The organism is Stenotrophomonas sp. 220_Sma (assembly GCF_056487375.1).
This window is the reverse complement of sequence record NZ_CM151348.1, coordinates 797,035-823,266: the sequence shown is the minus strand read 5'-3', so window position 1 is coordinate 823,266 and position 26,232 is coordinate 797,035. Positions and strand designations below refer to the sequence as shown.

General features: G+C 67.6%; 27 protein-coding genes. 17 read left to right on the top strand and 10 right to left on the bottom strand.

All coding sequences use genetic code 11. From position 1 onward, the window contains the following. Window positions 1-11 precede the first annotated feature (11 nt). On the top strand, window positions 12-431 hold the full coding sequence (locus ACZLIB_RS03840; RefSeq protein WP_049399978.1) for a hypothetical protein: 420 nt from the start codon (window positions 12-14) through the stop codon (window positions 429-431). Between the two features lie 317 nt (window positions 432-748). Here the strand turns inward: ACZLIB_RS03840 and ACZLIB_RS03835 are convergent, their stop codons facing one another. Next, the gene (locus tag ACZLIB_RS03835) at window positions 749-2,209 is read right to left on the bottom strand and encodes an NAD(P)(+) transhydrogenase (Re/Si-specific) subunit beta (protein WP_478469219.1); all 1,461 of its coding nucleotides are present in this window, start codon (window positions 2,207-2,209) and stop codon (window positions 749-751) included. Further along, the gene (locus ACZLIB_RS03830) at window positions 2,206-2,526 is read right to left on the bottom strand and encodes an NAD(P) transhydrogenase subunit alpha part 2 (RefSeq protein ID WP_005408173.1); all 321 of its coding nucleotides are present in this window, start codon (window positions 2,524-2,526) and stop codon (window positions 2,206-2,208) included. Before ACZLIB_RS03830 ends, ACZLIB_RS03835 begins: the two co-directional genes overlap by 4 nt. A gap of 98 nt (window positions 2,527-2,624) precedes the next feature. Here ACZLIB_RS03830 and ACZLIB_RS03825 point away from each other — a divergent pair, with 98 nt between their 5' ends. From ACZLIB_RS03825 to ACZLIB_RS03815, 3 genes are read left to right on the top strand one after another with little or no spacing between them, the layout of a single operon-like run. After that, window positions 2,625-3,209, top strand: a complete 585-nt coding sequence (locus ACZLIB_RS03825) for an RNA polymerase sigma factor (protein WP_080356593.1) — start codon at window positions 2,625-2,627, stop codon at window positions 3,207-3,209. After that, window positions 3,206-3,532, top strand: coding sequence for a hypothetical protein (locus ACZLIB_RS03820; protein ID WP_032130086.1), 327 nt, complete (start codon window positions 3,206-3,208; stop codon window positions 3,530-3,532). Before ACZLIB_RS03825 ends, ACZLIB_RS03820 begins: the two co-directional genes overlap by 4 nt. Before the next feature lie 3 nt (window positions 3,533-3,535). Next, window positions 3,536-3,997 carry a DUF3106 domain-containing protein gene (locus ACZLIB_RS03815; RefSeq protein WP_049463518.1) on the top strand — a complete coding sequence of 154 codons (462 nt, stop codon included), beginning with the start codon at window positions 3,536-3,538 and terminating at the stop codon, window positions 3,995-3,997. Window positions 3,998-4,058: 61 nt separating this feature from the next. On the opposite strand, the gene ACZLIB_RS03810 is transcribed toward ACZLIB_RS03815, so the two are convergent. Further along, a complete protein-coding gene (locus ACZLIB_RS03810; RefSeq protein WP_478469218.1) occupies window positions 4,059-5,138 on the bottom strand; it encodes an NAD(P) transhydrogenase subunit alpha in 1,080 nt (359 codons plus the stop codon). Window positions 5,139-5,190: 52 nt separating this feature from the next. Further along, window positions 5,191-7,512, bottom strand: coding sequence for a DUF1631 domain-containing protein (locus tag ACZLIB_RS03805; protein WP_478469217.1), 2,322 nt, complete (start codon window positions 7,510-7,512; stop codon window positions 5,191-5,193). 331 nt (window positions 7,513-7,843) lie between these two features. Between ACZLIB_RS03805 and ACZLIB_RS03800 the strand changes: the two genes are divergently transcribed. The 4 genes from ACZLIB_RS03800 to ACZLIB_RS03785 are packed head-to-tail and all read left to right on the top strand — an operon-like array spanning window position 7,844 to window position 10,713. Then, window positions 7,844-8,425 (top strand): nitroreductase family protein, encoded by a 582-nt coding sequence (locus tag ACZLIB_RS03800; RefSeq protein ID WP_478469216.1) that lies wholly within the window; start codon window positions 7,844-7,846, stop codon window positions 8,423-8,425. Then, the gene (locus ACZLIB_RS03795) at window positions 8,422-9,372 is read left to right on the top strand and encodes a 5'-3' exonuclease (protein ID WP_478469215.1); all 951 of its coding nucleotides are present in this window, start codon (window positions 8,422-8,424) and stop codon (window positions 9,370-9,372) included. The genes ACZLIB_RS03800 and ACZLIB_RS03795 overlap by 4 nt, the downstream gene beginning before the upstream one ends. Beyond that, entirely contained in the window at window positions 9,369-9,923 is a 555-nt protein-coding gene (locus tag ACZLIB_RS03790) for an NUDIX hydrolase (RefSeq protein WP_478469214.1), read from the top strand. The genes ACZLIB_RS03795 and ACZLIB_RS03790 overlap by 4 nt, the downstream gene beginning before the upstream one ends. Next, a complete protein-coding gene (locus tag ACZLIB_RS03785; protein ID WP_478469213.1) occupies window positions 9,916-10,713 on the top strand; it encodes an N-formylglutamate amidohydrolase in 798 nt (265 codons plus the stop codon). Before ACZLIB_RS03790 ends, ACZLIB_RS03785 begins: the two co-directional genes overlap by 8 nt. Window positions 10,714-10,784: 71 nt before the next feature. On the opposite strand, the gene ACZLIB_RS03780 is transcribed toward ACZLIB_RS03785, so the two are convergent. Next, window positions 10,785-11,456 carry a DUF7716 domain-containing protein gene (locus ACZLIB_RS03780; RefSeq protein ID WP_032130092.1) on the bottom strand — a complete coding sequence of 224 codons (672 nt, stop codon included), beginning with the start codon at window positions 11,454-11,456 and terminating at the stop codon, window positions 10,785-10,787. Next, window positions 11,453-12,865, bottom strand: coding sequence for an MFS transporter (locus ACZLIB_RS03775; protein WP_478469211.1), 1,413 nt, complete (start codon window positions 12,863-12,865; stop codon window positions 11,453-11,455). The genes ACZLIB_RS03780 and ACZLIB_RS03775 overlap by 4 nt, the downstream gene beginning before the upstream one ends. Before the next feature lie 105 nt (window positions 12,866-12,970). Here ACZLIB_RS03775 and ACZLIB_RS03770 point away from each other — a divergent pair, with 105 nt between their 5' ends. After that, window positions 12,971-13,855 (top strand): LysR family transcriptional regulator, encoded by an 885-nt coding sequence (locus ACZLIB_RS03770; protein ID WP_100437925.1) that lies wholly within the window; start codon window positions 12,971-12,973, stop codon window positions 13,853-13,855. 139 nt (window positions 13,856-13,994) lie between these two features. Here the strand turns inward: ACZLIB_RS03770 and pip are convergent, their stop codons facing one another. Together pip and prmC are read right to left on the bottom strand one after the other, a co-directional pair. After that, window positions 13,995-14,936 (bottom strand): prolyl aminopeptidase, encoded by a 942-nt coding sequence (pip, locus tag ACZLIB_RS03765; protein ID WP_180838380.1) that lies wholly within the window; start codon window positions 14,934-14,936, stop codon window positions 13,995-13,997. Window positions 14,937-14,984: 48 nt separating this feature from the next. After that, window positions 14,985-15,842, bottom strand: coding sequence for a peptide chain release factor N(5)-glutamine methyltransferase (gene prmC / locus ACZLIB_RS03760; RefSeq protein ID WP_478469209.1), 858 nt, complete (start codon window positions 15,840-15,842; stop codon window positions 14,985-14,987). A gap of 350 nt (window positions 15,843-16,192) precedes the next feature. On the opposite strand from prmC, the gene ahpC reads away from it, so the two are divergent. From ahpC to ACZLIB_RS03735, 5 genes are all read left to right on the top strand, one after another. Then, window positions 16,193-16,756, top strand: a complete 564-nt coding sequence (ahpC, locus tag ACZLIB_RS03755) for an alkyl hydroperoxide reductase subunit C (protein ID WP_004144811.1) — start codon at window positions 16,193-16,195, stop codon at window positions 16,754-16,756. A 225-nt stretch (window positions 16,757-16,981) separates the two neighbouring features. Next, window positions 16,982-18,574 carry an alkyl hydroperoxide reductase subunit F gene (ahpF, locus tag ACZLIB_RS03750; RefSeq protein ID WP_049463647.1) on the top strand — a complete coding sequence of 531 codons (1,593 nt, stop codon included), beginning with the start codon at window positions 16,982-16,984 and terminating at the stop codon, window positions 18,572-18,574. 85 nt (window positions 18,575-18,659) lie between these two features. After that, entirely contained in the window at window positions 18,660-19,622 is a 963-nt protein-coding gene (locus ACZLIB_RS03745; protein WP_032129919.1) for a LysR substrate-binding domain-containing protein, read from the top strand. Window positions 19,623-19,745: 123 nt separating this feature from the next. Then, window positions 19,746-20,150 carry a nucleoside diphosphate kinase regulator gene (gene rnk, locus ACZLIB_RS03740; RefSeq protein ID WP_005408156.1) on the top strand — a complete coding sequence of 135 codons (405 nt, stop codon included), beginning with the start codon at window positions 19,746-19,748 and terminating at the stop codon, window positions 20,148-20,150. A 50-nt stretch (window positions 20,151-20,200) separates the two neighbouring features. Next, on the top strand, window positions 20,201-21,157 hold the full coding sequence (locus ACZLIB_RS03735) for a transaldolase (protein ID WP_478469208.1): 957 nt from the start codon (window positions 20,201-20,203) through the stop codon (window positions 21,155-21,157). A gap of 594 nt (window positions 21,158-21,751) precedes the next feature. On the opposite strand, the gene msrA is transcribed toward ACZLIB_RS03735, so the two are convergent. Both msrA and ACZLIB_RS03725 read right to left on the bottom strand, forming a co-directional pair. Then, on the bottom strand, window positions 21,752-22,417 hold the full coding sequence (gene msrA / locus ACZLIB_RS03730; protein ID WP_478469904.1) for a peptide-methionine (S)-S-oxide reductase MsrA: 666 nt from the start codon (window positions 22,415-22,417) through the stop codon (window positions 21,752-21,754). A 30-nt stretch (window positions 22,418-22,447) separates the two neighbouring features. Next, on the bottom strand, window positions 22,448-22,711 hold the full coding sequence (locus ACZLIB_RS03725; protein ID WP_010481810.1) for a putative signal transducing protein: 264 nt from the start codon (window positions 22,709-22,711) through the stop codon (window positions 22,448-22,450). Window positions 22,712-22,969: 258 nt separating this feature from the next. Here ACZLIB_RS03725 and ACZLIB_RS03720 point away from each other — a divergent pair, with 258 nt between their 5' ends. From ACZLIB_RS03720 to ACZLIB_RS03710, 3 genes are read left to right on the top strand one after another with little or no spacing between them, the layout of a single operon-like run. After that, window positions 22,970-24,718, top strand: coding sequence for a glutamine--tRNA ligase/YqeY domain fusion protein (locus ACZLIB_RS03720; RefSeq protein WP_180838339.1), 1,749 nt, complete (start codon window positions 22,970-22,972; stop codon window positions 24,716-24,718). A 43-nt stretch (window positions 24,719-24,761) separates the two neighbouring features. Then, window positions 24,762-25,415, top strand: coding sequence for a membrane protein (locus ACZLIB_RS03715; protein ID WP_049422868.1), 654 nt, complete (start codon window positions 24,762-24,764; stop codon window positions 25,413-25,415). A gap of 50 nt (window positions 25,416-25,465) precedes the next feature. Then, window positions 25,466-26,188 (top strand): DUF6348 family protein, encoded by a 723-nt coding sequence (locus ACZLIB_RS03710; RefSeq protein WP_478469207.1) that lies wholly within the window; start codon window positions 25,466-25,468, stop codon window positions 26,186-26,188. Window positions 26,189-26,232: the final 44 nt, after the last annotated feature.

The window sequence follows — 26,232 nt, the reverse complement described above, 5'->3', positions numbered from 1 at the left end:
AGGGAGCTTCGATGTCCTCCAATGCCGCGCGTGCCAGGACCGTGACCTGGCTCTGGCCCATCATGCTGTTGCTGGGTCTGCTTGTTGCTCCCCTCGCCTGGATGATGCTGGCGCTGATGACCGGCCGGCAGGTCGGCTGGATGGCGGTACTGACCGCCCTGGAACTGGTGTTCATGCTGCGCATGGGCACGCTGGGCCCGGGCCGGCTGCGCATCGCCCTGGTCGTGCTGGGCACCGTGCTGGTGGCGGCCGTGGCCAACTGGGCCATCGCCAGCGCGTGGATGGGCGGCTCGATCGGGCTGGACCTGTGGGACGCCACCCTGCGGATGGGCCCGCACCTGGCCTGGACCCTGATCACCCTCGCCAATGGCGCGATGGAATGGCTGTGGCTGGCCCTGGGCCTGGCCGTGGGCGCCTGGCTGGCGCGCTGACCCACCGGCAGGTAGTGCCGGCCGCTGGCCGGCAGAAGCGTGCGGACCAAGGTCCGCACCTACCCGATGCAACCACCACGCGTGGATTCGGTAGTGCCGGCCGCTGGCCGGCAGAAGCGTGCGGACCAAGGTCCGCACTTACCCGATGCAACCACCACGCGTGGATTCGGTAGTGCCGGCCGTTGGCCGGCAGAAGCGTGCGGACCAGGGTCCGCACCTACCGGGCACAGCCGCCATGCGTGGATGGGGGTAGTGCCGGCCGCTGGCCGGCAAATGCGTGCGGACCAAGATCCGCACCAACCCGATGCAGCCGCCGCTCAATGCCCGCCGTCGAGCGCCTTCAGTTCGCTCACCAGCGAGGCCGCCGCTTCCGCACCATCGCCGTACAGCATGCGGGTGTTGTCGGCGTAGAACAGCGCATTCTCGATGCCGGCAAAACCGGTGCCCTTGCCGCGCTTGATCACCACCACGTTGCGCGCGTTGACCACATCCAGCACCGGCATGCCGTAGATCGGGCTGGCCGGGTCGGTACGCGCCACCGGATTGACCACGTCGTTGGCCCCGATCACCAGCACCACATCGGTGTTGGCGAATTCCGGGTTGATGTCGTCCATGTCGGCGATCAGGTCGTAGGGCACACCCGCTTCGGCCAGCAGCACGTTCATGTGCCCGGGCATGCGCCCAGCCACCGGGTGGATCGCGAACTTCACCTTCACCCCGCGCTGGCCCAGCCGCTGCGCCAGCTCCCAGATCTTGTGCTGGGCCTGCGCCACCGCCATGCCATAACCGGGCACGATCACCACGCGTTCGGCGTAGGCCATCATCGCCGCGACGTCCGACGCTTCAATCGGCTTCTGCGCGCCAGTGATCGCCTGCGCTTCGCCGCCGGCGCCGCCGCCGAAGTTGGAGAACAACACGTTGCGGATCGGCCGGTTCATCGCCTTGGCCATCAGCCGGGTCAGCAGGATGCCCGCCGCGCCGACCATCATGCCGGCGATGATCAGCGCCTCGTTGCCCAGCACATAGCCTTCGAACGACACCGCCAGGCCGGTGAACGCGTTGTACAGCGAGATCACCACCGGCATGTCGGCGCCACCGATCGGCAGCGTCATCAGCACGCCCAGTGCCAGTGCCAGCACGAAGAACGCGACGATCGCCCAGGTGTTGAGCGTGCTGGCCGCGATGATCGCCAGCACCACCACCGCCAGTGCCACCAGCAGGTTCATCACCTGCTGGCCCGGCCAGGTCACCCGCTTGTCCAGGCGGCCATCGAGCTTGGCCCAGGCAATCACCGAGCCGGACAGCGACACCGCACCGATGGCCGCGCCGACCACCGCCAGCAGCAGCACCATGTCCGAGGGTTGGCGGGCAGCGAGGTCGGCCAGCGCCTGTGCGCTCCAGTGGCTGGTATCACGGTTGGCGAGGAAGGCGTAGCGCAGCAGTTCCACTGCACCGATGGCCGCGGCCGAGCCGCCGCCCATGCCGTTGTACAGCGCCACCATCTGCGGCATGTCGGTGATGGCAACCTTGCCGGCCGACCACCAGGCCAGGCCCGCGCCAAGCAGCAGCGCCACCAGGATCAGCGGCACGTTATGCAGTTCGGGCAGGAAGAACGTCGCCACCGTGGCCAGCAGCATGCCCAGCCCGGCCCAGCGGATGCCGCTGCGCGCGGTCAGCGGCGAGGCCATGCGCTGCAGGCCCAGCAGGAACAGCGTGGCGGCGACGAGGTAGCTGGCCTTGACCAGCCAATCGAGCAGTTCGACGGTGCTGATGTTCAAGCCTGCGGCTCCTTCGGCTCGTCCTTGCCGCCCTTGGGCGCGCTCGGCTTGAACATTTCCAGCATGCGCGCGGTGACCACGTAGCCACCGGCGGCGTTGCCGGCACCAAGCACCACGGCGAGGAAGCCCAGGGCTTTCTCCAGCGGTGTCTGCGCGTGCCCCAGCACCACCATTGCACCGATCAGCACGATGCCGTGGATGAAGTTGGAGCCCGACATCAGCGGGGTATGCAGGATCACCGGCACCCGCGAAATGATCACGTGGCCGGCGATGGCTGCCAGCATGAAGATGTACAGCGCTACGAACCCGTCACTCACCGGCAACGCTCCTGCTCTGTCTTCGTCGTCCCATCATAACCATGGGCTGAACCCGGTGCGCGCCCGGCGTCAACCGAAGCCGCGCTCACGCGTTGTCGATGGTGACCCCGAGCGAGGAACCGTACCCTGTGCTGGTGAGCAGCCCCGTCCCCCCGAGCGCCGAGACCGATGCCCTGCCGGCGTCGCTGGAGGCGTTCCTGGCCAGTGTTGGCCCGCGCGCGTTCCGCTTCGCCGAGGCCGGCCTGCGCCAGCGCGAAGACGCCATGGACGCGGTGCAGGACGCGCTGCTGCGCATGCTGGACTACGCCGACAAGCCGGCTGCCGAATGGGCCCCGCTGTTCTGGAGCATCCTGCGCCGGCGCGTGATCGACGTGCAGCGCCGGCGCCGCTTCCGACTGCCGTTCTGGCGCGACAACCAGGACGCCGACGGCGGCGAGATCGACTGGGCCGACCCCGGCCCGGACCCGGCACAGGCGCACGAACAGCGCCAGCAGTACCAACAGCTGGTGGACGCGTTGCGCCGCCTGCCCGCCCGCCAGCGCGAGGCCTTCACCCTGCGCGTGCTGCAGGACCTGGACGGGGCCACCACCGCCCGCGCCATGGGCTGCAGCGAAGGCGCGGTAAAAACCCATCTGGCACGCGCCCGCCAGGCGCTGCAGGATTATCTGGAGACCCACCCGTGAACCGCTCCCTGCCTTCCGATGACACCCTGCGCAGCCTGCACGCGCAGTCGCTGCACGCGCTGTCGCCGGCAACGCTGGCCCGGCTGCGCCAGGCTCGCCACGGCGCCACGGCCGCCCATCGCGGGCGCTGGCGCTGGTGGCTGGCCAGTGCCTGTTCCCTGGTGGTGGCACTGGGTATCGGCCTGCAGTTCACCGGCCACGGCACCCTGACGGGCCCTGCGCCGGCACCTGTGCTTGCCTCGGCGGAAGACAACAGCGCGCTCTACGACGAAAATCCCGATCTGTACCTGTGGCTGGGCGATACCGACCTGGCGATGGAGTGAATCATGTCCCGACTGCACACCCTGCCCCTGCTGATGACCCTGTTGCTGCTGCCGGCCTTCCCGGCACTGGCGCAGAGCGCCGCGCCCGCCCCTGCCGCACGCCCTGCGCCGGCCGCACCGCTGCCGGCGTGGGAACACCTGAGCGAAGCGCAGCGCGAATCCCTGCTGGCGCCGCTGCGCGACCGCTGGAACAGCGCCGATGCCGGCCAGCGCCAGCGCATGCTTTCGCATGGCCAGCGCTGGCAGTCGATGAGCCCGGAGGAGCGCGACAAGGCCCGCCGTGGCCTGCGCCGCTTCGAGCACATGAACCCGGAACAGCGTGAGCAGGCCCGGGCCCTGTTCGGTCAGATGCGGAACATGCCGCCGGAACAGCGCGACGCCCTGCGCGAGCGCTGGTCGCAGATGACGCCGGAACAACGCAAGGACTGGGTGCGCGACAACCCGCCGCCGGCGAAGCCGCGGTAACGCCCCGGCGAACGGGGTCAGATCCCTTTGCCTTCGGCAAAGGGATCTGACCCCATGTCACTCACGCCTGCCAGCGTGTCTTCGCCAGCAACTCGTCGTCCCAGTCGAAACTGAGCTCCTCTTCGCGCACGAACAAGGCGACGAAGTTGAGCAGGTTGCGCGCGTACATCTCGCTGGCCTGGGTCGCGCCGCGGCTGGCCAGGCCCAGCGGGCCATCGATGGTCACGCCCTGATGTTCGATGCACTGCCCCGGCTGGGTCAGTGCGCAGTTGCCGCCGCTCTCTGCCGCCAGATCGACAATGACGCTGCCGGTGGCCATGCCTTCCACCATCGCGGCAGTCACGATCGTCGGCGCCGGTCGCCCCGGTACCGCTGCCGTGCAGATCACCACATCCACGCTGCGCAGGTGGTCGGCCAGCCGGCGCTGCTGCTCGGCGCGTTCCTCATCGGTCAACGCACGCGCATAGCCGCCTTCACCGGCTGCACTCACACCAAGATCAAGGAAGCGCGCGCCCAGCGACTGGATCTGCTCGCGGGTTTCCGGGCGCACGTCGAAACCTTCCACCTGTGCACCGAGACGACGCGCGGTGGCGATGGCCTGCAGACCGGCCACACCGGCACCGATCACCAGCACCTTGGCCGGGCGCACGGTACCGGCGGCGGTGGTCAGCATCGGGAAGAAACGCGGCGCACGCTCGGCCGCGATCAGTGCCGCCTTGTAACCGGCCATGCCGGCCTGCGAGCTGAGTACATCCATCGCCTGCGCGCGGGTGGTGCGCGGCAGCTGCTGCAGTGGGAACAGGTGCAGGCGGTCGCCAGCGGCCAATGCCGCAAGCGCCGGATCGCTGGCCGGGGTCAGCAGGCCGACCACGCTGGCAGTGGGCTTGAGCTGCTCCAGCACCGCCACCGGCGGTGCCTGCACGCACAGCAGGATATCGATCTCGGCCCAGCGACCTACATCGAACACACGTGCACCGGCGTCGTCATAGGCAGCATCGGTAAATCCCGCCGCCAGACCGGCGCCGGCCTCATACCAGACAGTGATGCCCAAGGCACCGAGCTTGCGCGCGGTTTCCGGCGTCAACGCCACGCGCCGTTCGCCCGGCGCGGTCTCCTTGATCCCCAGCAACGCCACGGCCATGCAGGTCCCCGCTGATCGGTGAGTTTTCCCGATCCTAGCAGGCGGCCACGGCTCAGTGCAGTGTTGCGCTGCCCGGGTCCAGCCGATCGATCACACCCTGCATCGCGCTGTCGAAGGCGCCATCGTCGACGTGGGCGCGCAGGCGGCCCAGCCGCACCATCACCGCCAGTTCTTCCGGCGAAGCCACGCAGAAGCGCACGCCGCGACGGTTGACGAACAGCAGGCGCGAGGAAATCGGGCTGACCCAGGACAGCTTGCCGGCCTGCACCTTGCCGTCCTTGTCGACGAAGTCCAGCCAGTTGCCGATCTCCATGCGACGGAAGCGATCGGCGTCGGCGTTGTCGAAATCATCGGCATCGATCTGCCCGCTCAACTCCACCGCCGGCGATTCGGCCACCGGCGGGGTCGGCAGCGCCACCTGCGGCAGCTCCGGCAGCGCGCGCTGCAGTTCCGGTCGCGATTCCGCAATGCCCTGCAGGGTGTCGTGCAGGGCGTCGATGGCACCGGTGGCGGCATCGCCGTGCACGCCGACACTGGCAAATACCTTGGCCAGCACCGGCTGCCAGGCCTGCAGCCACGGCTTGCCGACGATCTGGCGGCGGGCCTCGGCCACTTCCTCCAGCAGGCCGTCAGCCAGGCTCAGTGCCTCGGCCACCGACGCGCCCTCCTCGCCCTCGCGCAGCAGCGCCAGAGTCAGGTGGTGCTGCCACGGCTGGCGCAGGAACTCAGCGATGGCCGGCGGCAGGGTGGCATCGCCGATGCGGCGGTCCAGCTCGGCACCGGCACGGGTACGGGCCATTTCCAGCTTTTCCTGGCCACGCTGCGTTTCGGCGGCGCGGCGCTCGGCGATTTCCACGCGGCGGCGGTGCTGCACGAGGAACTCGCGGAATTCTTCTTCCAGGGTCAGGAAGATCGCCAGGTTCTCGTTGAACTCAGCCACCAGGCGCTCGATGATTTCCTCGACCTTGGCCATCAGCATGCGCTCGGCCTGGCTTTCGCCGGTATTCCCCTCGCAGGCTTCGGCCAGCGAGTTGAGCAGCTTGCGGGCCGGGTGGGTCTTCTGCACGAACATGCGGCGGTCGAGCATCGCCACCTTGACGAAGGGCACCACCAGGCGGCCGATCAGCTCGCGCGAGCGACCTTCCAGTTCGCGTTCGTCCAGCATCACGTCGAACAGCATGCCGACCAGATCGATCGCATCTTCGTCCTGCGGGTCCAGCCGGGTCTGGCCAGGATCGACGCCGAGACGGGTGGCGCTGGACAGCACTTCACTCTTCAGCCGCTGCGCCAGTGATTCGCCGTCCTCGCCGATGGCCGCACGCAGGGTGGCGCTGGGCGTGGCCTGCAGCAGCGACAGCACCGACATCATCTCGCGCTGGCTCAACGGGCGGTGCTGGCCAACTGCGACCTGCGCGGCCGAGGTGGCGTCCTCGCGGACATGACGGGTCTGCTGCAGCAGCTCATGCAGGGCCTCCAGCAGCATTCCCTGCTGGCCGGCATACGCCTCGCCGTTGCCGGCATCCTCGCTCCCGAGGTGCTGCTGCATGTGGCCACGGCGCTCGGACCAGCGCGCAGCGAAGCGCTGTGCCCAGGCCGGCGCGGCCTGTTCATCATCGGTGAATTCGGATTCGAAGCCCGCCGCGTGGCGCGGCTCGACCAGATCGTCCGACCCGGGCGCCATGCGCGGGTCGGGCGCGGCCGACAATGGACGCCGCGGCGCCCCCATCTGCGACATCACGCCAGCGGCGGCCAGCTGCTCGTCCAGCTTCTCGTAGATGCGGCCCACCGGCGCGCGCAGGTCGCGCTCGCACAGCTTGATCAGCACCAGGTGCACTTCCGGCGCCAGTTCGCAGCCGGCAAAGGCCTCATGGATGGCCACGCCCAGGTGTTCGGGGCTGACCGGGTTGTGATCGGCATCCAGCTCGGCGCCGCCGATCAGGCGGCCGAGGCGGCGGTCCAGCCGCGCCAGCACCGGCTTGAAGTCACGCAGCAGCACGGTGGCGAAATTGCGCACCGCCAGCCGCGATTCCAGTACATGTTCAGCCAGCAGGCTCAGGCCATCCTCGGCCGGCCCGGACAGGGTGGCTTCGGCCGACAACGGCTCGCCACTGGCCAGTGCATCCCAGGCCCGCTGCAGGTGGCCGGCGAAGGCGGCGGCGATGTCCTCACGGCGACGGCGCAGCTCGCGCATCGCATCCAGGAACAGCAGCTGCGACGAGCCAGCATTGCCGGCGCGGTCGAACAGTGCATCGTCGAAACGCGCCAGTGCGGCCCCGAACGCCTGGCACAGCGCCGGCAGGACCATGTCCCGGGCACGCTGAAGCTGGACCGGGTCACGGCCCGGCGATCCCATCGGTGTGGGCGCGCTCATCATTCGGGAAGGCTCCCCACCTTCTCTGGTACGACAGACAGCATGGACATCGCGACGGCCGGCACACCCCATGTGCCGGTACGTCGATGGTAGGCCGGCCAGCCCGTCACGGACAGTGAAACAGTCCTCACTTCAAACCTCATGACCGGCGGCCCGGCAAGATAGATATCGTAAGCCGTGCGAGGCCCACGAGGCGAGAGGAAGCGGTCGTCCCTTTCCCGCCAGTGGCATGATGTTCATCACAGTTTGATATTCAGGGGCGGGACGCGACACAGACGGCGTCATTGACCACCCCGACTATAATCAAACACCCGTGATGACCGGTTCAGACTCCATGCCCGACCCCGCTGCCCTGCTTGCCCTGGATGCCCGCCGCTCGGTGCCCTCGCGGCAACTGGGCGAGCCCGGACCGGATCCAGCCACCCTGCAGCGCATGCTGGCCTCGGCCGTGCGCGTGCCCGACCACGGCAAGCGCGTACCGTTCCGCTTCCTGAAGATCGCCGGCGATGCACGTCACACTCTGGGCGACTTCCTGGCCGAGCGCAGCCGCCAGCGCGACCCGCATGCGGGCGAGGCAGTATTCGAGAAGGACCGCCAGCGTTTCAGCCATGCGCCGCTGGTGATCGTGGTGGTGGCCAGCCCGCGGCCAGACCCGAAGGTGCCCGAGCAGGAACAGCTGATGACCGCCGGCTGCGTCTGCTTCGCCCTGCTGCAGGCCGCGCAGGCGCTGGGCTTCGGCGCGCAGTGGCTGACCGCCTGGATGGCCTTCGATCCAGTCGTGCAGGCCCATCTGGGCCTGGCCGAGGGCGAGCGGATCGCCGGTTTCATCCACATCGGTACACCCAAGGCCGCCGTGCCCGAGCGCGAGCGCCCCGACCCGGTGGCCCTGCTGCGCGACTGGACGCCGCCGGCATGACCCTGCCGGCTCCGTCGCCGTCGCTGTACCTGGTTGATGCCAGCATCTACGTGTTCCGCGCCTGGCATTCGCTGCCAGACCAGTTCCAGGACGCGCAGGGCTGGCCGACCAACGCCGTGCACGGCTTCGCCCGCTTCCTGCTCGATCTGCTCGAACGCGAGCGTCCGCAGCACATCGCCATCGCCTTCGACGAAGCACTGGACAGCGGCTTCCGCCATCGCCTGTATCCGGCCTACAAGGCCAACCGTGACCCGGCACCGGAAGCGCTCAAGCGCCAGTTCGTGCACTGCAAGGCCTTGTGCGCGGCACTCGGCCTGGCCGTCCTGGCCCACCACGAGTACGAGGCCGACGACCTGATCGGCAGCGCCCTGCACGTGCACCGTGGCAGCCATCGCGGGGTGATCATCTCCGCCGACAAGGACCTGTCGCAGCTGCTGCTCGACCACGACGAGCAGTGGGACTACGCGCGCAACCAACGCTGGGACGTGGCGGGCGTAAAGGCGCGGCACGGCGTGCACGCGCACCAGATCGCCGATTACCTGGCGCTGTGCGGCGACGCCGTGGACAACATTCCCGGCGTCAGTGGCGTCGGCAGCAAGTCCGCCGCCGTGCTGCTGGCCCACTTCGGCAGCATGGATGCGCTGTACGAACGCCTGGACGAAGTGCCGTTCCTGCGCCTGCGCGGCGCCGCACAGATGGCGGTGCGCCTGCGCGAGCAGCGCGAGCACGCCCAGCTCTGGCGCCAGCTGACCACCATCGCGCTGGACGCGCCGCTGGAGGGCAGCCAGCCTGGGCTGCTGCGCCAAGCCGCCGACCCGGAGCTGCTCGGTGGCCTGTGCCAGACCCTGCGCTTCGGCCCGATGACCCGCCGCCGGCTGTTCGATGCCGCCGGCGTGGCCGACCCCGTTCCCACTCCATCCTTTTCCAATTCCGGCGAGCCCGCATGAGCCAGCGCAACACCGAAGCCCCGCGTGTCGTCTATGAAGGCAAGTACCAGCGGATGCTGGTGCGCGGCACCTGGGAATACAGCGAACGTACCCACGCCGGTGGCCTGGCCGCGATCATCATCGCCGTCACCCCGGAGGACAAGGTGCTGTTCGTCGAGCAGTTCCGCGTGCCGTTGCAGGCCGCGACCATCGAGATGCCGGCCGGCCTGGTCGGCGACATCGATGCCGGCGAGTCGATCGAAGTCTCGGCTGTGCGCGAACTGGAAGAAGAAACCGGCTGGACCGCCGATCACGCCGAAGTGCTGATGATCGGCCCGACGTCGTCCGGCGCCAGCAGCGAGAAGATCGCCTTCGTACGCGCCACCGGCCTGCGTCGGATCGGCGAAGGTGGCGGCGATGACAGCGAGGACATCACCGTGCACGAGATTCCGCGCGCGCAGGCGGCGGCGTGGCTGGTGCAGAAGATGGGCGAAGGCTACGAGCTGGATGCCAAGCTGTGGGCCGGGCTGTGGATGATCGAGCACCACCTGGACGGGCGCCCGCGTGGCTGACGCCGACCTGCATGCACTGCCGGCGCTCCTTGGCGCCGATGATCCGGCAATCTACGCGATCCACCGGGCGCAGGGCGCGTCGCCGTACCTGCTGCTGGCCGACCACGCCGGCCAGCAGGTGCCGCGTGCCCTCGCCGGCCTGGGCTTGCCGCAGGTCGAACTGGATCGCCACATCGGCTGGGACATCGGCATTGCCGGCACCACCCGCGCACTGGCCGAACGGCTGGATGCCTGGGCAATCGAACAGACCTATTCGCGGCTGCTGATCGACTGCAACCGCCCACTGGCCTCGCCGACGCTGATTCCGGAGGTGAGCGACCACACCGTGGTCCCGGGCAATGCCGGTCTGTCGGCGGCGCAGCGGCAACAGCGCATTGATGCGATCCATGCGCCGTACCACGCACGCATCGACGCCGAACTGGACGCACGCCGCGATGCCGGTCGCCCCACCCTGCTGGTGATGATGCACAGCTTCACCCCGGCGATGAACGGCACGCAGCGGCCGTGGCATGCCGGCGTGCTGTACCACCAGGACACGCGCTTTGCGCATGCACTGCTGCAGGCACTGCGCGACGAAGGCGACCTGGTGGTGGGTGACAACGAACCCTATTCGGTCAGCAGCACCAGCGACTACGCGGTGCCGGTGCATGGCGAAGGCCGCGGGCTGGTGCACGTGGAACTGGAGATCCGCCAGGATCTGATCGCCGATGCCGCCGGGCAGCTGGCATGGGCGGAGCGGCTGGCGCGGATCTTCAGCGCGTTGCAGCCGCAGTTGCTGGCCCTGGCATGATCCCATCCACGCATGGCGTGGATCTACTCGCGATACCCCAGTAGATCCACGCCATGCGTGGATGGTGTTGTTCAACGCAATACGGGCGCGTCCATCCACGGGAACGGCTTGAAGCCGTACACCTGTACGGTCGCGCCGATGGCTTCGAATTCATCCTTGATGGCCTGCGCGCGGTTGCGATCCAGGGCTTGCCCCAGCAGCAGGGGCAACGCACGGCAGCGTGCCAGCGCTTCACCCACCGGCACCTCGTGCTGGTGCGCCACGGCCTGCGCCGTGGCCTTCAGCTGTTCATCTCCGCACGCCAGCAACCACAGGTCGAACGACGTAAAGATGTCCGCCCCAACACCGGCATAGCGCGCGGCCAGTCGGTCAGCCTCCGTAGCTTCCCCCAGCGCTTCGTCGACACCTTCTACTTCCAGGAACGCGTCGTGCTCGCAGTAGTGCTCCAGAGCCTTTGCGTACTCCTCCACAGTGGATAGCGGACGCTGGCGCTTCTGTACAAAAAGCACACCCGCAAAGTTGCCAGGTTCGAGATACTCGCGCAGCCCAAGCGCGCGCGCCTCGGCCGGCACCTCGTCGTCGTCATCAAAGGCGGCTTCCTCATCGGGCGGCAACCAGAAGCGCGCCTGCATCGGCTCGCCGTCGGTGGCGTACACCCAGCCGAAGGACAGGGATACGTCGTAGTCATCATTGCAGGCAGCGAACGCGTGCAGGGTCTGTTGCAGGTCGAGCAGTTCGATCATGCGTTGTTGGCCTGTCCATCAAGGGAACTGCAGTCTACCGGTGCCGGGCGCAGGCCCAGCGCGATGACCACGCCGAACAGGGCGAACAGCGCGGCGCCGTACTCGGCACGGACCAGCCCGGCCAGCGCACTGGGCGAGCCTGCAACGCCGGCGCCGGCATTGGCCACCATCACCAGCACTGCAAGCCCCAGGGCACCGCCGATCTGCTGCGCGGTTGCCGCCATGCCAGATGCGACACCCTGCTGTGCAGCCGGCACGCCCTGCCCGGCCACGATCCACATCGAGGTCCAGGTCATGCCCTGACCGATGCTCAGCACAACGACGCCCGGCAGCAGCGGCCAGAAGTTCGAGGCATGCGGCAGCGTTGCCGCAATCCAGGCAATGCCAACGGCGCCGGCCAGCTGGCCGAGCACCAACACCTTGCGTGCACTCCAGCGCTTCAGCGCCCACTCGGCCAGCTGGATGCCGACCGTGCATACCGCCGTCGCCGGCAGGAATGCGAGCCCCGCCTGCAGCGGGCTCCAACCATAGCCATCCTGGAAATACAGCGCCATGAAGTAGTACTGCACGCCATAGCTGCTCATGAAGGCGAAGGTCAGGCCGAGTGCCGCGCGCAGGCCGGGCAGGCGCAGCAGCGCAAACTGCATCAGCGGGTCACGGCTGCGCTTTTCGATCTGTACGAACACCGTCAACAGTACGGCTGAAAGCAGCAGGCAGATGAGCGTAGCCGGCGCCGTCCAGCCCCACTCCGGCCCTTGCACCAGGGTGGTGACCAGCAGGCTGCCGCCGGCGGTGACAGTGAGACAACCGGCCAGATCGAAGGAACGGCCCTGCATGCGTGGACCATCGGCCGGCAGCCATGTACCGGCCGCGACCGCGCACGCCGTGGCCAGCGGCACGATCACCGCCAGCACCGCCGGCCAGCCGAACGCCTGGGTCAGCACGCCGCCGAGCAGCGTGCCCAGCGCCAGGCCCACCGCGCTGGCCATGCTCCAGATCGCCAGCGCACGATTGCGTACCGGGCCTTCGGCGTACAGCGTGTTGATCAGCGCCAGCGTGGCCGGGAACAGCAGCGCCGCCCCGACGCCTTGTGCGGCGCGCGCGATGATCAACAGCGTGGCGTTCGGCGCCAGCGCACCGAGCAGCGAGGCCAGCGCGAACAGCAGCATGCCCAGCCGGTAGAAGCGGCGGCGGCCGATCAGGTCGGCGGCGCGCCCGCCGAGCAGCAGGCTGCCGCCGAAGGCCACGGTGTAGGCACTGACCACCCATTGCAGCTGCTGCGCGTTGATCTGCAGCGCGCGGCCCATGTCATGCAGGGCAACGAAGATGATGGTGGCATCCAGGGCGATGATCAGCTGGGCGGTGGCCAGCAGGGTCAGCGCCCAGCGCGGGTATTTGAGGGGAGGCATCGGCAGTCTGGTGCGGTGGGGGAGCGCAGTCTCATTGATGCGAGCCAATCAATAAACCCCTCCCCGACAATATCTGTCATGATTTTCGGCATGAATGGAGCCTCGATGGACCTCAATGCGGTGCGCATGCTGGTGCAGGTGGCCGAAGCCCGCAGTTTCACCGTGGCCGCCGGCCAACTGGGCCTGAGCCAGTCCGGCCTGTCGCGCGCGATCGGAAGGCTGGAAGCCACGCTGGGGGTGAAGCTGCTGCAGCGGAACACCCGCAACGTGGCGCTGACCCCGGATGGCCGCCAGTTCGTGGAACAGGTGGCACCACTGCTGGCCGGCCTGGACGATGCCGAACGGCAACTGGCCGACCGCCCGTGCACGCCCTCGGGCACATTGAAGATCAGTGCGCCGTCGATGTTCGGGCGCAAGGTGCTGGTGCCGATGCTGGCGCCGTTGCTGCAGCAGCATCCGCAGCTGCAGGTGGAAGCGGTGCTCAGCGACCGTCTGGTCGATCTGGTCGAGGAAGGCTTCGATGCCGCGCTGCGCACCGGCGTCATCGCCGACCAGCGCATCGTCGCGCGGCCCTTGCGACCGCTGCGCTGGGTGACGGTGGCCAGCCCCGCCTATCTGGCCCGTTGCGGCGCACCGGACGATGTGGCCGCGCTGCAGGACCATGCCTGCCTGGCGGTGCGCAACCTGCGCAGTGGCCGGCTGGTGGACTGGCAGTTCCTGCAGGACGGGCAACTGCGCGAGTTCACGCCGCCGACGCGGATGGTGTTCGACAGCGGCGATCCGCTGGTGGAAGCGGCCATCGCCGGTATCGGCATCGTGCAGGTGATGGATTTCGCCGTGGCCGATGCGTTGGCCGATGGCCGCCTGCAGCGCGTGCTGCAGCCGTTTGAAGGCCGCAGCCGTGCACTGTCACTGATCTATCCGCCCTCGCGGCAATGCTCGCCAAAGCTGCAGGTACTGGCCGACGCGTTGCTGGCCGGGCAGTGGTAGCGCCGGCCGCTGGCCGGCGTCTCCAGCAATCCAACCGTCTCAGGTTTGCCGGCCAGCGGCCGGCACTACCAGGCTGCGGTAGATCCACGCCATGCGCAGATGAGGGCCGGTAGCGCCGGGCATGGCCCGGCGTTACCGATCAGGCGAAGCTATCGGTGGCGCGCACCAGCGCGTCCACGTTTTCGGCTTCGAACGCCGAGTGGCCCGAAGCCGGCGTAATTTCCAGCTTCGCCTTCGGCCACACCTTGGTCAGGTCCCAGGCGTTGGCCAGCGGGCAGACCACGTCATAGCGGCCGTGCACGATCACGCCGGGAATGTCAGCGATGCGGTGCGCGTCGCGCAGCAGCTGGTCTTCCACCTCGAAGAAGCCGCCGTTGACGAAGTAATGGTTCTCGATGCGGGCAAAGGCCAGCGCGAAGTGCGGGTCTTCGTGGCTGTTGATGAAGTCGTCGTCGACGTGCAGGAAGCTGGTCGCGCCTTCCCACACCGCCCAGGCTTTGGCCGCTTCCAGGCGGGTGGTTTCGTCTTGGCTGGTCAGGCGGCGGTGGAAGGCCGAGATCAGGTCATGACGCTCCACCGACGGAATCGGCTTGAGGTAGTGCTCCCACGCATCCGGGAACAAGCGGTTGGCGCCTTCCTGGTAGAACCATTCCAGTTCCCAGCGACGCAGCATGAAGATGCCGCGCAGGACCAGTTCGGTCACGCGCTGCGGGTGGGTTTCGGCATAGGCGAGCGCCAGGGTCGAACCCCAGCTGCCGCCGAACACCTGCCAGCGATCAACCTTGAGGTGCTCGCGCAGCTTCTCGATATCGGCGACGAGATCCCAGGTGGTGTTGTCCACCAGGTCCGCGTGCGGGGTGGAACGGCCGGCACCGCGCTGGTCGAACAGGATGATGCGGTACTTGGACGGGTCGTGGAACTGGCGCATCTTGTCGCTGCAACCACCGCCCGGGCCACCGTGCAGCATCACCACCGGCTTGCCATCCGGGTTGCCGCACTGTTCGAAGTACAGCGTGTGGCGGTCGTCGACCTTCAGGGTGCCGACGTCGTAGGGGGTGATGGCGGGGTACAGCGTACGCATGCTTGCAGCTCCAGGGTGATGCCCTGCCAGGGCAGGAGAACCTCCATTCTAGGCCGGACACCGGCCCAGGGTGATGCGGTCGCGCTGTTCCAGGTCCTGCACGGTCTGCACCTCTGCAAAACCCGCGGCGTCGAACAGCGCGCGGATCGCCGCGCCCTGATCCCAACCGTGCTCGATCAGCAGCCAACCGCCGGGCAGCAGATGGGCCTGGCCACCGTCGACGATGCGGCGGATGTCATCCAGCCCCTCCACGCCGGAGGCCAGCGCGGTAGCCGGTTCAAAACGCAGGTCGCCCTGCTCCAGATGCGGGTCGTCGCTGGCGATGTATGGCGGGTTGCTGGCAATCAGGTCGAAGCGTGCACCCTGCAGTGGCGCATACCAGTCGTGCCCGCCCTCGGCGAAGCGGACGTTGCGCAGTTCATGGCGCGCAGCATTGCGCGCGGCCACGGCCAGCGCGCCCGGGCTGGCATCGGTAGCCAGCACCTGCGCTTGGGGCCGTTCGCTGGCCAGTGCAAGTGCAATCGCACCGCTGCCGGTGCCCAGGTCAGCCAGCTGCAGCGATTGGTCTGGCGGCAGCCGCTCCAGCGCCAGCTCGACCAGCAGCTCGGTTTCCGGACGCGGGATCAGCGTGGCCGGGTCGACCTCCAGGTCCAGCGTCCAGAAACCACGGCGGCCGGTCAGGTAGGCCACCGGCTCACCGGCCACGCGGCGGGCCAGCAACGCTTCGAAGGCGGCCAGGTCGGCGGCGGCCAGCGGATCGGTGGCATGCGCGAACAGCCAGCTGCGCGGGCGCTCCAGCACATGCAGCAGCAGCAGTTCGGCCTCGTGGCGGGCCTCGACGCCGCCGAGGCGGGCACTGGCCTCGGCCACGATCTGGCGCAGGGAGGGTTCGGTTTGGGAAAACATGCCGCAATTGTAGAGCGGAGCCCATGCTCGGCTGCTTCTGGCGCAGTCGAGCTACACATCCACAGGTCCGCAGTCGAGCATGGCTCGACTCTACAAAAGGCTGCAATCCGTTCAGGTTCTGCCCGAGGGGATAAGGAGGGACTATTGGCCCTATTCAGCCGTTCCGGAAGATTTTCCTTGTCACACAGGCAGTTGCAGGATGAAAGCGTCCGGCTTCAGTGCCTGCTCAGTGCATTATGATAGACTTCATCTATCAAATAGATGCAATCAATGGATTGTTCTTATCGATAGCGAGTCGGTACTCTAGGTCCTGTCGATTCACCCACTCCCCTTCACCCAGAGGAAAAACGATGTCCCTGATCAACACCCAGATCCAGCCGTTCGAAGCCAATGCTTACCTGAATGGCGAGTTCATCAAGGTTTCCGACAGCACCCTGAAGGGCCAGTGGTCGGTCCTGATCTTCATGCCGGCCGCCTTCACCTTCAACTGCCCGACCGAGATCGAAGACGCCGCTGACCATTACGCCGAGTTCAAGAAGGCCGGCGCCGAGGTCTACATCGTCACCACCGACACCCACTTCTCGCACAAGGTGTGGCACGAAACCTCGCCGGCCGTCGGCAAGGCCCAGTTCCCGCTGGTCGGCGACCCGACCCACCAGCTGACCAACGCCTTCGGCGTGCACATTCCGGAAGAAGGCCTGGCCCTGCGCGGCACCTTCATCATCAACCCGGAAGGCGTGATCAAGACCCTGGAGATCCACTCCAACGAGATCGCCCGTGACGTGTCCGAGACCCTGCGCAAGCTGAAGGCTGCCCAGTTCACCGCCGCCAACCCGAACCAGGTGTGCCCGGCCAAGTGGAAGGAAGGCGAGAAGACCCTGACCCCGTCGCTGGACCTGGTCGGCAAGATCTAAAGCAGTACCGGCCTGCCGTGGCCCCACGCCACGGCGCGCCTTTCATCCCCGTGCCGGTCCCCCCGCCGGCGTGGGGGTGAACCCAAGACAGCCAACGCTCGCCCGCCTTGGCCAGCCAGCCCCTTCCACGGTCGCTGTCTTGGGTTCACCCCTACCCCCAGCTGGTCCGCTACCTTCTACAGCGGTGCCACGCCCCCTGTTTGCCTGAAGCCAGGAGATGACCCGATGTTGGACGCCAACCTGCAGTCGCAGCTGAAGACCTATCTGGAGCGCGTGACCCGCCCGATCCAGATCACCGCGCACGCCGACGACGGCGCCAAGTCGCAGGAAATGCTGGAACTGCTGCAGACCCTGGACAGCCTGTCGGACAAGATCTCGCTGCAGGTGCTGCGCGATGGCCAGGGCCGCGTGCCGTCCTTCGACCTGGGCACCCCGGGCCAGGATATCCACCTGACCTTCGCCGGCCTGCCGATGGGCCACGAGTTCACCTCGCTGGTGCTGGCGCTGCTGCAGGTCGGCGGCCACCCGTCCAAGGCCACCGCCGAGCTGATCGAGCAGGTGCAGAACCTGGAAGGTGAATACAGGTTCGAAACCTACTTCTCGCTGTCCTGCCAGAACTGCCCGGACGTGGTGCAGGCGCTGAACCTGGCCGCGGTACTCAACCCGCGCATCCAGCACGTGGCCATCGACGGTGCCCTGTTCCAGGACGAAGTCGAGAAGCGCGAGATCATGTCGGTGCCGACCGTGTACCTCAACGGTGAAGTCTTCGACCAGGGTCGCATGACCCTCGAGCAGATCGTCGCCAAGCTGGACACCAACGCCAGCAAGCGCGATGCCGAGAAGATCGCCGCCAAGGATGCCTTCGACGTGCTGGTGGTGGGCGGTGGCCCGGCCGGCGCGGCAGCAGCGATCTATGCTGCACGCAAGGGCATCCGCACTGGCATCGCCGCCGAACGTTTCGGTGGCCAGGTGCTGGACACCATGGCGATCGAGAACTTCATCTCGGTGAAGGAGACCGAGGGCCCGAAGCTGGCCACGGCGCTGGAACAGCACGTGCGCGAGTACGAGGTGGACATCATGAACCTGCAGCGCGCCAGTGCGCTGGTGCCGGCCGGTGAAGACGGCCTGGTGCAGGTGCAGCTGGAGAACGGCGCGGTGCTGAAGTCGCGTTCGGTGATCCTGTCCACCGGCGCACGCTGGCGCCAGATGAACGTGCCGGGCGAAGACCAGTACCGCAACAAGGGCGTGGCCTACTGCCCGCACTGCGATGGTCCGCTGTTCAAGGGCAAGCGCGTGGCGGTGATCGGCGGCGGCAACTCCGGCGTGGAAGCGGCCATCGATCTGGCCGGCATCGTGTCGCATGTAACCCTGCTGGAGTTCGATTCCAGCCTGCGCGCCGACGAAGTGCTGCAGAAGAAACTGCGCAGCCTGGCCAACGTCACCGTGCTGACCAGCGCACAGACCACTGAAGTGCTGGGCGACGGCAGCCGTGTCACCGGCCTGGTCTACAAGGACCGTGTCGGCGGCGACGCCCACCGCGTCGAGCTGGAAGGCATCTTCGTGCAGATCGGCCTGCTGCCCAACACCGAGTGGCTGAAGGACACCGTGGCGCTGTCGCCGCGTGGCGAGGTCGTCATCGATGACCGCGGCCAGACCAACCTGCCGGGCGTGTTCGCTGCTGGCGATTGCACGACGGTACCCTACAAGCAGATCATCATTGCCATGGGCGCCGGTTCGACCGCCGCATTGAGCGCGTTCGACCACCTGATCCGCTCGTCGGTGAGCAGCAGCAGTGGTGCCGTTGCTGAAGCTGCCTGATCCACCGTTCCCAGATCACCGGGAACATTGTCTGCCTGTCGGGTAACCATGCCGTCAGCCGGTCCGTTACCCCTGGGGTGTAAGGATGAACCTACGTGATCTGAAGTACCTGGTAGCCCTGGCCGACCACAAGCATTTCGGCCGGGCTGCCGCCTCCTGCTTCGTCAGCCAGCCGACGCTGTCCACGCAGATCCGCAAGCTGGAAGAAGAGCTGGGCCTGCCGCTGGTGGAACGCGCGCCGCGCAAGGTGATGCTGACCCCGGCTGGGCAGGAAGCAGCAGCACGGGCACGGGTGATCGTGTCCGAAGTGGAACAGCTGAAGGAAGCGGCGCGACGCAGCCGCGATCCGGAAGCCGGTACGGTGCGCCTGGGGATCTTCCCGACCCTGGGCCCGTACCTGCTGCCGCATGTGATTCCGCGCATCCGCGATCGCTTCCCGGAGCTGGAACTGCTGCTGGTCGAGGAAAAGAGCGATGTGCTGCTGGACCGCCTGCGCGAAGGCAAGCTCGACGCTGCACTGCTGGCCCTGCCGGTGATCGACGACCAGCTGCATGCCGAGTTCCTGTTCGAGGAACCCTTCCTGCTGGCCGTATCCGGGCGCCACCCGCTGGCCCGTCGCGAACACCTGGACGTGCAGGAGCTGGCCACGCAGAAGCTGCTGCTGCTGGAAGATGGCCATTGCCTGCGCGACCAGGCACTGGAAGTCTGCCGCCTGTTCGGTGCCAACGAGAAGTCCGAGTTCCGCGCCACCAGCCTGGAAACCCTGCGGCAGATGGTCGCCGCCGACGTCGGCATCACCCTGCTGCCAAGCCTGTCGGTGCAGCCGCCGGTGCCGCGCTCGAACAACATCCGCCTGCTCGACTTCACCGGCGAAGGCCGCCCCAGCCGCCGCATCGCGATGATCTGGCGCCGCAGCTCGGCCATGAACGACTTCCTGATGGAGCTGGCCGATCAGTTCAAGCGCCTGCCGCAGGCGCTGTTCACCCTGGAAGCGGTCAACGCCGCCGGCGACACGACCGCCCTGCCCGGCCCCGCGCTGAACGGCTGAACCCCCGCAGCACCGGCCTGGAATCGGCAGGAGTCGATTCCGGCCGCATTTGTCCCCACAATACAGACAGGCGGCGCCAGCAGGTGCCGCCTTTTGCATGGCTTTCAACCAAGGAGCTTCACCATGAGTACCGCCAGCGGCCTGCCGCCGTCGATCACCGTTTCCACCTTCGACATGGACCGCCTGGACGCCATGCTCGAATCCCCTGCGCTGAGCCAGACGCCTGCCGCGCTCGCGCTTGCTGAAGAACTCAACCGGGCCACCGTGCTGGCGCCGGACCAGATTCCCGAAGGCATCGTCATGATGCATTCGCGCGTGGAGTGCGAAGATGAAGTGTCGGGCGAAAAGCACGTCCTGACCCTGGTCTTCCCCCGCGAAGCCAACGTCGATGAAGGCAAGGTGTCCGTGCTGGCCCCGGTCGGCAGTGCCCTGCTCGGCCTTTCGATCGGCCAGAGCATCGACTGGAACGCGCCCGGCGGCCGCAAGCTGCGCCTGCGCGTGACCGCGGTCCACAACGACCGCCCCTGATTACCGCTGCGCACCGCGCGCGATTCGATCCCCCTGCACCAGGAGCCGTAATGAGTACCCCGTCCAAACTGTCCCAGCTGCGCGAACTGTCCGTGGTCGTTGCCGATACCGGTGACTACGAGGCGATCAAGCGCCTGCAGCCGGTGGACTGCACCACCAACCCGACCCTGGTGAAGAAGGCGCTGGACCTGCCGGTCTACGCCGAGCTGATCGAACGCGAACTGGCCTGGGGCCGCCAGCAGAGTGGCCACCGCGAAGCCGTGGTGCACGCCGTGGCCGACCGCCTGACCATCGGCGTCGGCGCGCTGCTGAGCACGCTGGTGCCGGGCCGCGTGTCCACCGAAGTGGATGCCGACCAGGCCCACGACACCGCTGCCACCGTAGCCAAGGCCCGCCAGTTCATCCAGATGTACGCCGATGCCGGCGTGCCGCGCGAGAAGATCCTGATCAAGATCGCCGCGACCTGGGAAGGCGTGGAAGCCGCGCGCATCCTGCAGGCCGAGGGCATCGACTGCAACCTGACCCTGATCTTCAACCCGACCCAGGCGCTGGCCTGCAGCGAAGCCGGCGCGTTCCTGATCTCGCCGTTCGTCGGCCGCATCCTGGACTGGTACGTTGCCAACGGCCAGACCCCGGCCAACATCGATGAAGACCCGGGCGTGAAGTTCGTGCGCGGCGTGTATGCCGAATTCAAGCGCCGCGGTTCGCCGACCGTGGTGATGGGCGCCTCGTTCCGTTCGACCGCGCAGATCGAAGCGCTGGCCGGCTGCGACCGCCTGACGATTTCGCCGGATCTGCTGGAGAAGCTGGACGCCGACCACGGCGAGCTGCCGCGCAAGCTGGTGGCCGGTGCGGCGGATGGCGCGGCGGTGACCCCGATTGATGCAGCGAAGTTCGCAGCGGATCTGGCGGCCGATCCGATGGCGACCGAGAAGCTGGCGACCGGCATCGATGCGTTTGCCAAGGATCTGCAGGCGCTGCGCGAGCGCATTCGTTCGGAACTGTGAGGATTTCGGCCAACGGCTGAGCCCCTCGTGGCGGATCGATTTGTAGAGTCGAGCTTGCTCGACTGACTGCTAAAGCAAAAGCCGCGCTGGGTCGGGCGGGTTGGGTTCGCGGGAGACGCCGTGAATCCGTCCCTGGAGGCTTGGCCGCCGCATCCATGCGGCGGACACTCCCGCGAACCCAACCCGCCCGCCCTCTGACAGTTTCCGGCGGCCGCCCACCACGGATGAAAGAAAGAAGAGCAACAGCGGGTCGCGCGCTTCGCTTGCTCGCAGTCGAGCAAGCTCGACTCTACGGAGCAATGCACGATCAAACAAAAAGGACGCGGCGAAGGCCGCGTCCTTTTTCTTTTCTTTCAGTTCGTCAGTAACCCATGCTCTTGCCCACCGTCACCGGGAAACTGTCGGGGGTGGGGCGGTGTGGGTTGGCAGGACCGTTGGCGCCATGGATGGCGCCATCGAGCCCCCAAGGACGGGTTTACGGCGTGTCCTGCCCACCCACACCGCCCCGCCCAACCCGCAGAAACGCAGAGCCGCTTTGGCTTTGGCTTTGGCTTCTGCCGTAGATTCTGCCCGCCGCAGGCGGACCACCGCGCGTCAGCGCGGCGCCTCCACATCCAGCCCGATCGGGCAGCTCACCCCGGTGCCGCCGATGCCGCAATAACCGTTCCGGTTCTTCGCCAGGTACTGCTGGTGATAGTCCTCGGCGTAGTAGTACGCCGGTGCCGGGTACACGATCTCGGTGGTGATCGGCCCGTAGCCGGCTGCGGCCAGCTGCGCCTGGTAGGCCTCGCGGCTGGCCAGCGCGGCGGCGTACTGCGCCTCGTCGGTGGCGTGGATCGCCGAACGGTACTGGGTGCCGGTGTCGTTGCCCTGGCGCATGCCCTGGGTCGGGTCGTGGCTTTCCCAGAACAGCTGCAGCAGCCGCTCCAGGCTCACCACCGCCGGGTCGAACACCACCTGCACCACTTCGGTGTGGCCGGTCAGGCCCGAGCACACCTCTTCATAGGTCGGGTTCGGGGTGATGCCACCGGCATAGCCCACGGAGGTGCTGTACACGCCCGGTTCGGTCCAGAACTTGCGCTCGGCGCCCCAGAAGCAGCCCAGCGCGAAGCGGATCTGCTGCAGGCCGGCGAAACGGTCCTTCAGCGGATGGCTGTTCACGAAGTGCTGGTTGCTGTGCAGCGGCAGCGGTTGGTCACGCCCCGGCAGTGCTTCTTCCGGGCGCGGCAGGCGCTGCTTGAAGGCGCCGATGCCGAGGATGCCCTGGCCAATTCCCAACATGATGCGCTCCTAGGCCGGAAGGCCGGCTATGTCGTCTGCATCGGAAATGGGGGCGTCCGGCGCGTGGCCCAAGTCCAGCGCCGCCACGATGTCCTCGGCCTGCGGCCGTGCCGCATCAGGGATGCCTACCCGCAGCACGCCGAACAGCGGCAGCTCGCCCATGCCACCCAGCAACGACTCGCCGAACACGAAGGCCGGGATGCCGGCATCCTCCAGCGCGTGCTTGACCAGGTGGGCGTCGAACAGGTTGTCGGCCTTGTACACGATGTGCATGCGGCAGCTCCGTGGGAGAGAGTTCCAGCATACGCCCGGGGGCTGAATGGTGGTGGTGACGGCGCATGACCGCTCTGCCGGCCAGCGGCCGGCACTACCCAATTGCACGGCGATCCACATTCCGCCGGCCGGCGGCCGGCGCTACCGGAAGAGGGGTTGGTAGTGCCGGCCGCTGGCCGGCATCCCCACGCCCCACCGGGCAGCCCTGCCCGGTACGCGCTAGACTGTTGGTCTTTCTGCCTTTCTTTTCGCCGACTCATGTCCGAGCACACCCCCGCCAGCCCCGAGACCCCCGCCGACAGCCACGAAAAGCGCGATTTCATCCGCCAGATCGTGCGCGAGGACCTGGCCAGCGGAAAGCACCAGGCGATCAAGACCCGTTTCCCGCCGGAACCGAACGGCTACCTGCACATCGGCCATGCCAAGTCGATCTGCCTGAACTTCGGCATCGCCGGCGAGTTCAGCGGCGTCTGCAACCTGCGCTTCGACGACACCAACCCGGCCAAGGAAGACCCGGAATACGTGGCCGCGATCCAGGACGACGTGCGCTGGCTGGGCTTCAGCTGGAACGAGCTGCGCCATGCTTCTGACTACTTCCAGACCTATTACCTGGCCGCCGAAAAGCTGATCGAACAGGGCAAGGCCTATGTCTGCGACCTGTCGGCCGAGGAAGTGCGCGCCTACCGCGGCACCCTGACCGAGCCGGGCCGCCCGTCGCCGTGGCGCGACCGCAGCGTCGAGGAAAACCTCGACCTGTTCCGCCGCATGCGCGCCGGTGAGTTCCCGGATGGAGCGCGCACCCTGCGCGCGAAGATCGACATGGCCAGCGGCAACATCAACCTGCGCGATCCGGCGCTGTACCGCATCAAGCACGTCGAGCACCAGAACACCGGCAACGCGTGGCCGATCTACCCGATGTACGACTTCGCGCACGCGCTGGGCGACTCGATCGAGGGCATCACCCACTCGCTGTGCACGCTGGAATTCGAAGACCACCGCCCGCTGTACGACTGGTGCGTGGACAACGTCGATTTCGCCCATGACGACACGCTGACCCAGCCGCTGGTCGACGCCGGCCTGCCGCGCGAAGCCGCCAAGCCGCGCCAGATCGAGTTCTCGCGCCTGAACATCAATTACACGGTGATGAGCAAGCGCAAGCTGATGGCGCTGGTCACCGAACAGCTGGTGGACGGCTGGGAAGACCCGCGCATGCCGACCCTGCAGGGCCTGCGTCGCCGTGGCTACACCCCGGCCGCGATGCGCCTGTTCGCCGAGCGCGTGGGCATCAGCAAGCAGAATTCGCTGATCGACTTCAGCGTGCTGGAAGGCGCGCTGCGCGAAGACCTGGACAGCGCCGCGCCGCGCCGCATGGCCGTGGTCGACCCGGTCAAGCTGGTGCTGACCAACCTCCCGGAAGGCCACGAAGAACAGCTGACCTTCAGCAACCACCCGAAGGACGAGAGCTTCGGCAGCCGCGAAGTGCCGTTCGCACGCGAAGTGTGGATCGACCGCGAGGACTTCGCCGAAGTGCCGCCGAAGGGCTGGAAGCGCCTGGTGCCGGGTGGCGAAGTGCGCCTGCGTGGTGCCGGCATCATCCGCTGCGATGAAGTGATCAAGGATGCCGACGGCACCATCACCGAGCTGCGTGGCTGGCTGGATCCGGAATCGCGTCCGGGCATGGAAGGCGCCAACCGCAAGGTCAAGGGCACCATCCACTGGGTCAGCGCCGTACATGGCGTGCCGGCCGAGATCCGCCTGTACGACCGCCTGTTCTCGGTGCCGAACCCGGACGACGAATCGGAAGGCAAGACCTACCGCGACTACCTCAACCCGGAATCGCGCCGCACCGTCACCGGCTATGTCGAGCCGGCCGCGGCCAGCGCCGCGCCGGAGCAGTCGTTCCAGTTCGAACGTACCGGCTACTTCGTGGCCGACCGCCGCGACCACACCGAGGCCAGGCCGGTGTTCAACCGCAGCGTGACTCTGCGCGACACCTGGTCGGCCTGAGGACCTGCGCGGGCGCCAGCACGGCGCCCGCACGACCGCGACGATGATCACCGCCCTCTCCGTCCTGCTCTGGTTCATCTCGCAGCATCCGCTGCTGACGTTCTTTTCGGCGATGGTGCTGGCCGGGCTGGTCTCGTGGTGGCGGCGTTTTCCGGGCTACGCCATCGTGGTGTTCCCGCTGGCGATGCTCAACATCTTCCTCGGCCACTTCCTCAACGCCGCCTTCCTCAACGTGGTGGGCGAGCCTGGTGAAGCGGTGATCGTGAAGTCCGAGCGCACAAGTTCGACGATGAACGAGCAGTACATCTGGCGCTACGAAGGGGTGCTGCGCACCGCCGAGGGCCGCGACGTGGAGGTGGTGTTCCACACCAACACCGCCTCGCTGTGGCCGCTGGAGAACGCGATCCGCATCCCGGCGCCCGACCAGCCGTTCGTGGTCAAGTACACGCCGGGTTTCCCGCGCAACTTCGTCATCCTCACCAATGAATCGCCGCACGGCATCGCCCAGGCCCGGGCCAGCGCGCGCGAGCGGGTGGAAGTGGCGGCGCGCAAGCTGCACTTCAGCCCGGGCAATGCCGATTTCCGCGCGGATTATCGCCGCGAGCTGGAAACCTGGCTGCGCGACCACGGCAACGATCCGCAGCAGCAGTCCGACGCGCAGCGATATCGCGCCGAACTTGACGCGCTCGACCGCTAGATCCCCAGGCCTTGCCTGGATGTTCCACCCCATCCATCCACAGGCCTGACATGACCACGACCTCCACCGACCTCCTCCCGCTGCTGCAGCAGGTCCTGCAGGAGGCCGGCATCGCCAGCCACGTCGACGGCGACGCGCTGCTGCTGGACAGCGGCCTGCACCTGACCCCGCATGCGATGGCCGCGCACGCGCGCGACAACGGCGGCTGGCAGACATCCACCGTCATCGAGAGCCAGCATCCGCTGCTGTTCGCCGATGGCCTGTTCGAGTACCAGCACGCCAACGGTGCCGATGAGCAGGCGTCGCTGCTGTCCGGCTTCCAGACCTGGGTGCGGGTGGACCTGGCAACGCTGCAGACCGCGATCGGCGCCGAAGACGCGCAGGGCCTGCCGATGATGGGCCTGACCTATCCGGCCGGTGACGATGGCGAGGAACACGAGCGCACCGTGGTGCTGGGGCCGCTGGCGCACTACCGCGCACAGGACGTGGATGCCTCCACCTGCAGCGAGGACGACCACGGTTCCTGCCCCTGCTGCCTGTTCACCCGCAGCATGGACGCCTTCGACGCGCTGCTGAAGGCCCGCCAATTCCTCGCCATCCGCCTGTTCGCCTCGCGCGATGCCGACGGCCTGTGCGAAGCCGACTGCCGGGTCAACGGCCACGACTTCGCCGCCGCCCTGCCCCTGCTGCGCGCCTATGCCGCCAGCTGGCCGCAGGCCGGGCTGGAGTTCCGCAAGCAGTACGTGGTGATCCGCACCGGCTCGCCGGGCTGACCCACCGCCACACCCGATACAGGCCGGTGCGGCTACACTGCGCG

Excerpts from the sequence above, each read along its gene's own strand:
- ACZLIB_RS03840 (WP_049399978.1), top strand. The coding sequence starts at position 12 with ATGTCCTCCAATGCCGCGCGTGCCAGGACCGTGACCTGGCTCTGGCCC.
- ACZLIB_RS03825 (WP_080356593.1), top strand. The coding sequence starts at position 2,625 with ATGGTGACCCCGAGCGAGGAACCGTACCCTGTGCTGGTGAGCAGCCCC.
- ACZLIB_RS03815 (WP_049463518.1), top strand. The coding sequence starts at position 3,536 with ATGTCCCGACTGCACACCCTGCCCCTGCTGATGACCCTGTTGCTGCTG.
- ACZLIB_RS03810 (WP_478469218.1), bottom strand. The coding sequence starts at position 5,138 with ATGGCCGTGGCGTTGCTGGGGATCAAGGAGACCGCGCCGGGCGAACGG.
- ACZLIB_RS03805 (WP_478469217.1), bottom strand. The coding sequence starts at position 7,512 with ATGATGAGCGCGCCCACACCGATGGGATCGCCGGGCCGTGACCCGGTC.
- ACZLIB_RS03800 (WP_478469216.1), top strand. The coding sequence starts at position 7,844 with ATGCCCGACCCCGCTGCCCTGCTTGCCCTGGATGCCCGCCGCTCGGTG.
- ACZLIB_RS03795 (WP_478469215.1), top strand. The coding sequence starts at position 8,422 with ATGACCCTGCCGGCTCCGTCGCCGTCGCTGTACCTGGTTGATGCCAGC.
- ACZLIB_RS03790 (WP_478469214.1), top strand. The coding sequence starts at position 9,369 with ATGAGCCAGCGCAACACCGAAGCCCCGCGTGTCGTCTATGAAGGCAAG.
- ACZLIB_RS03780 (WP_032130092.1), bottom strand. The coding sequence starts at position 11,456 with ATGATCGAACTGCTCGACCTGCAACAGACCCTGCACGCGTTCGCTGCC.
- ACZLIB_RS03775 (WP_478469211.1), bottom strand. The coding sequence starts at position 12,865 with ATGCCTCCCCTCAAATACCCGCGCTGGGCGCTGACCCTGCTGGCCACC.
- ACZLIB_RS03770 (WP_100437925.1), top strand. The coding sequence starts at position 12,971 with ATGGACCTCAATGCGGTGCGCATGCTGGTGCAGGTGGCCGAAGCCCGC.
- pip (WP_180838380.1), bottom strand. The coding sequence starts at position 14,936 with ATGCGTACGCTGTACCCCGCCATCACCCCCTACGACGTCGGCACCCTG.
- prmC (WP_478469209.1), bottom strand. The coding sequence starts at position 15,842 with ATGTTTTCCCAAACCGAACCCTCCCTGCGCCAGATCGTGGCCGAGGCC.
- ahpC (WP_004144811.1), top strand. The coding sequence starts at position 16,193 with ATGTCCCTGATCAACACCCAGATCCAGCCGTTCGAAGCCAATGCTTAC.
- ahpF (WP_049463647.1), top strand. The coding sequence starts at position 16,982 with ATGTTGGACGCCAACCTGCAGTCGCAGCTGAAGACCTATCTGGAGCGC.
- ACZLIB_RS03745 (WP_032129919.1), top strand. The coding sequence starts at position 18,660 with ATGAACCTACGTGATCTGAAGTACCTGGTAGCCCTGGCCGACCACAAG.
- rnk (WP_005408156.1), top strand. The coding sequence starts at position 19,746 with ATGAGTACCGCCAGCGGCCTGCCGCCGTCGATCACCGTTTCCACCTTC.
- ACZLIB_RS03735 (WP_478469208.1), top strand. The coding sequence starts at position 20,201 with ATGAGTACCCCGTCCAAACTGTCCCAGCTGCGCGAACTGTCCGTGGTC.
- ACZLIB_RS03725 (WP_010481810.1), bottom strand. The coding sequence starts at position 22,711 with ATGCACATCGTGTACAAGGCCGACAACCTGTTCGACGCCCACCTGGTC.
- ACZLIB_RS03720 (WP_180838339.1), top strand. The coding sequence starts at position 22,970 with ATGTCCGAGCACACCCCCGCCAGCCCCGAGACCCCCGCCGACAGCCAC.
- ACZLIB_RS03715 (WP_049422868.1), top strand. The coding sequence starts at position 24,762 with ATGATCACCGCCCTCTCCGTCCTGCTCTGGTTCATCTCGCAGCATCCG.
- ACZLIB_RS03710 (WP_478469207.1), top strand. The coding sequence starts at position 25,466 with ATGACCACGACCTCCACCGACCTCCTCCCGCTGCTGCAGCAGGTCCTG.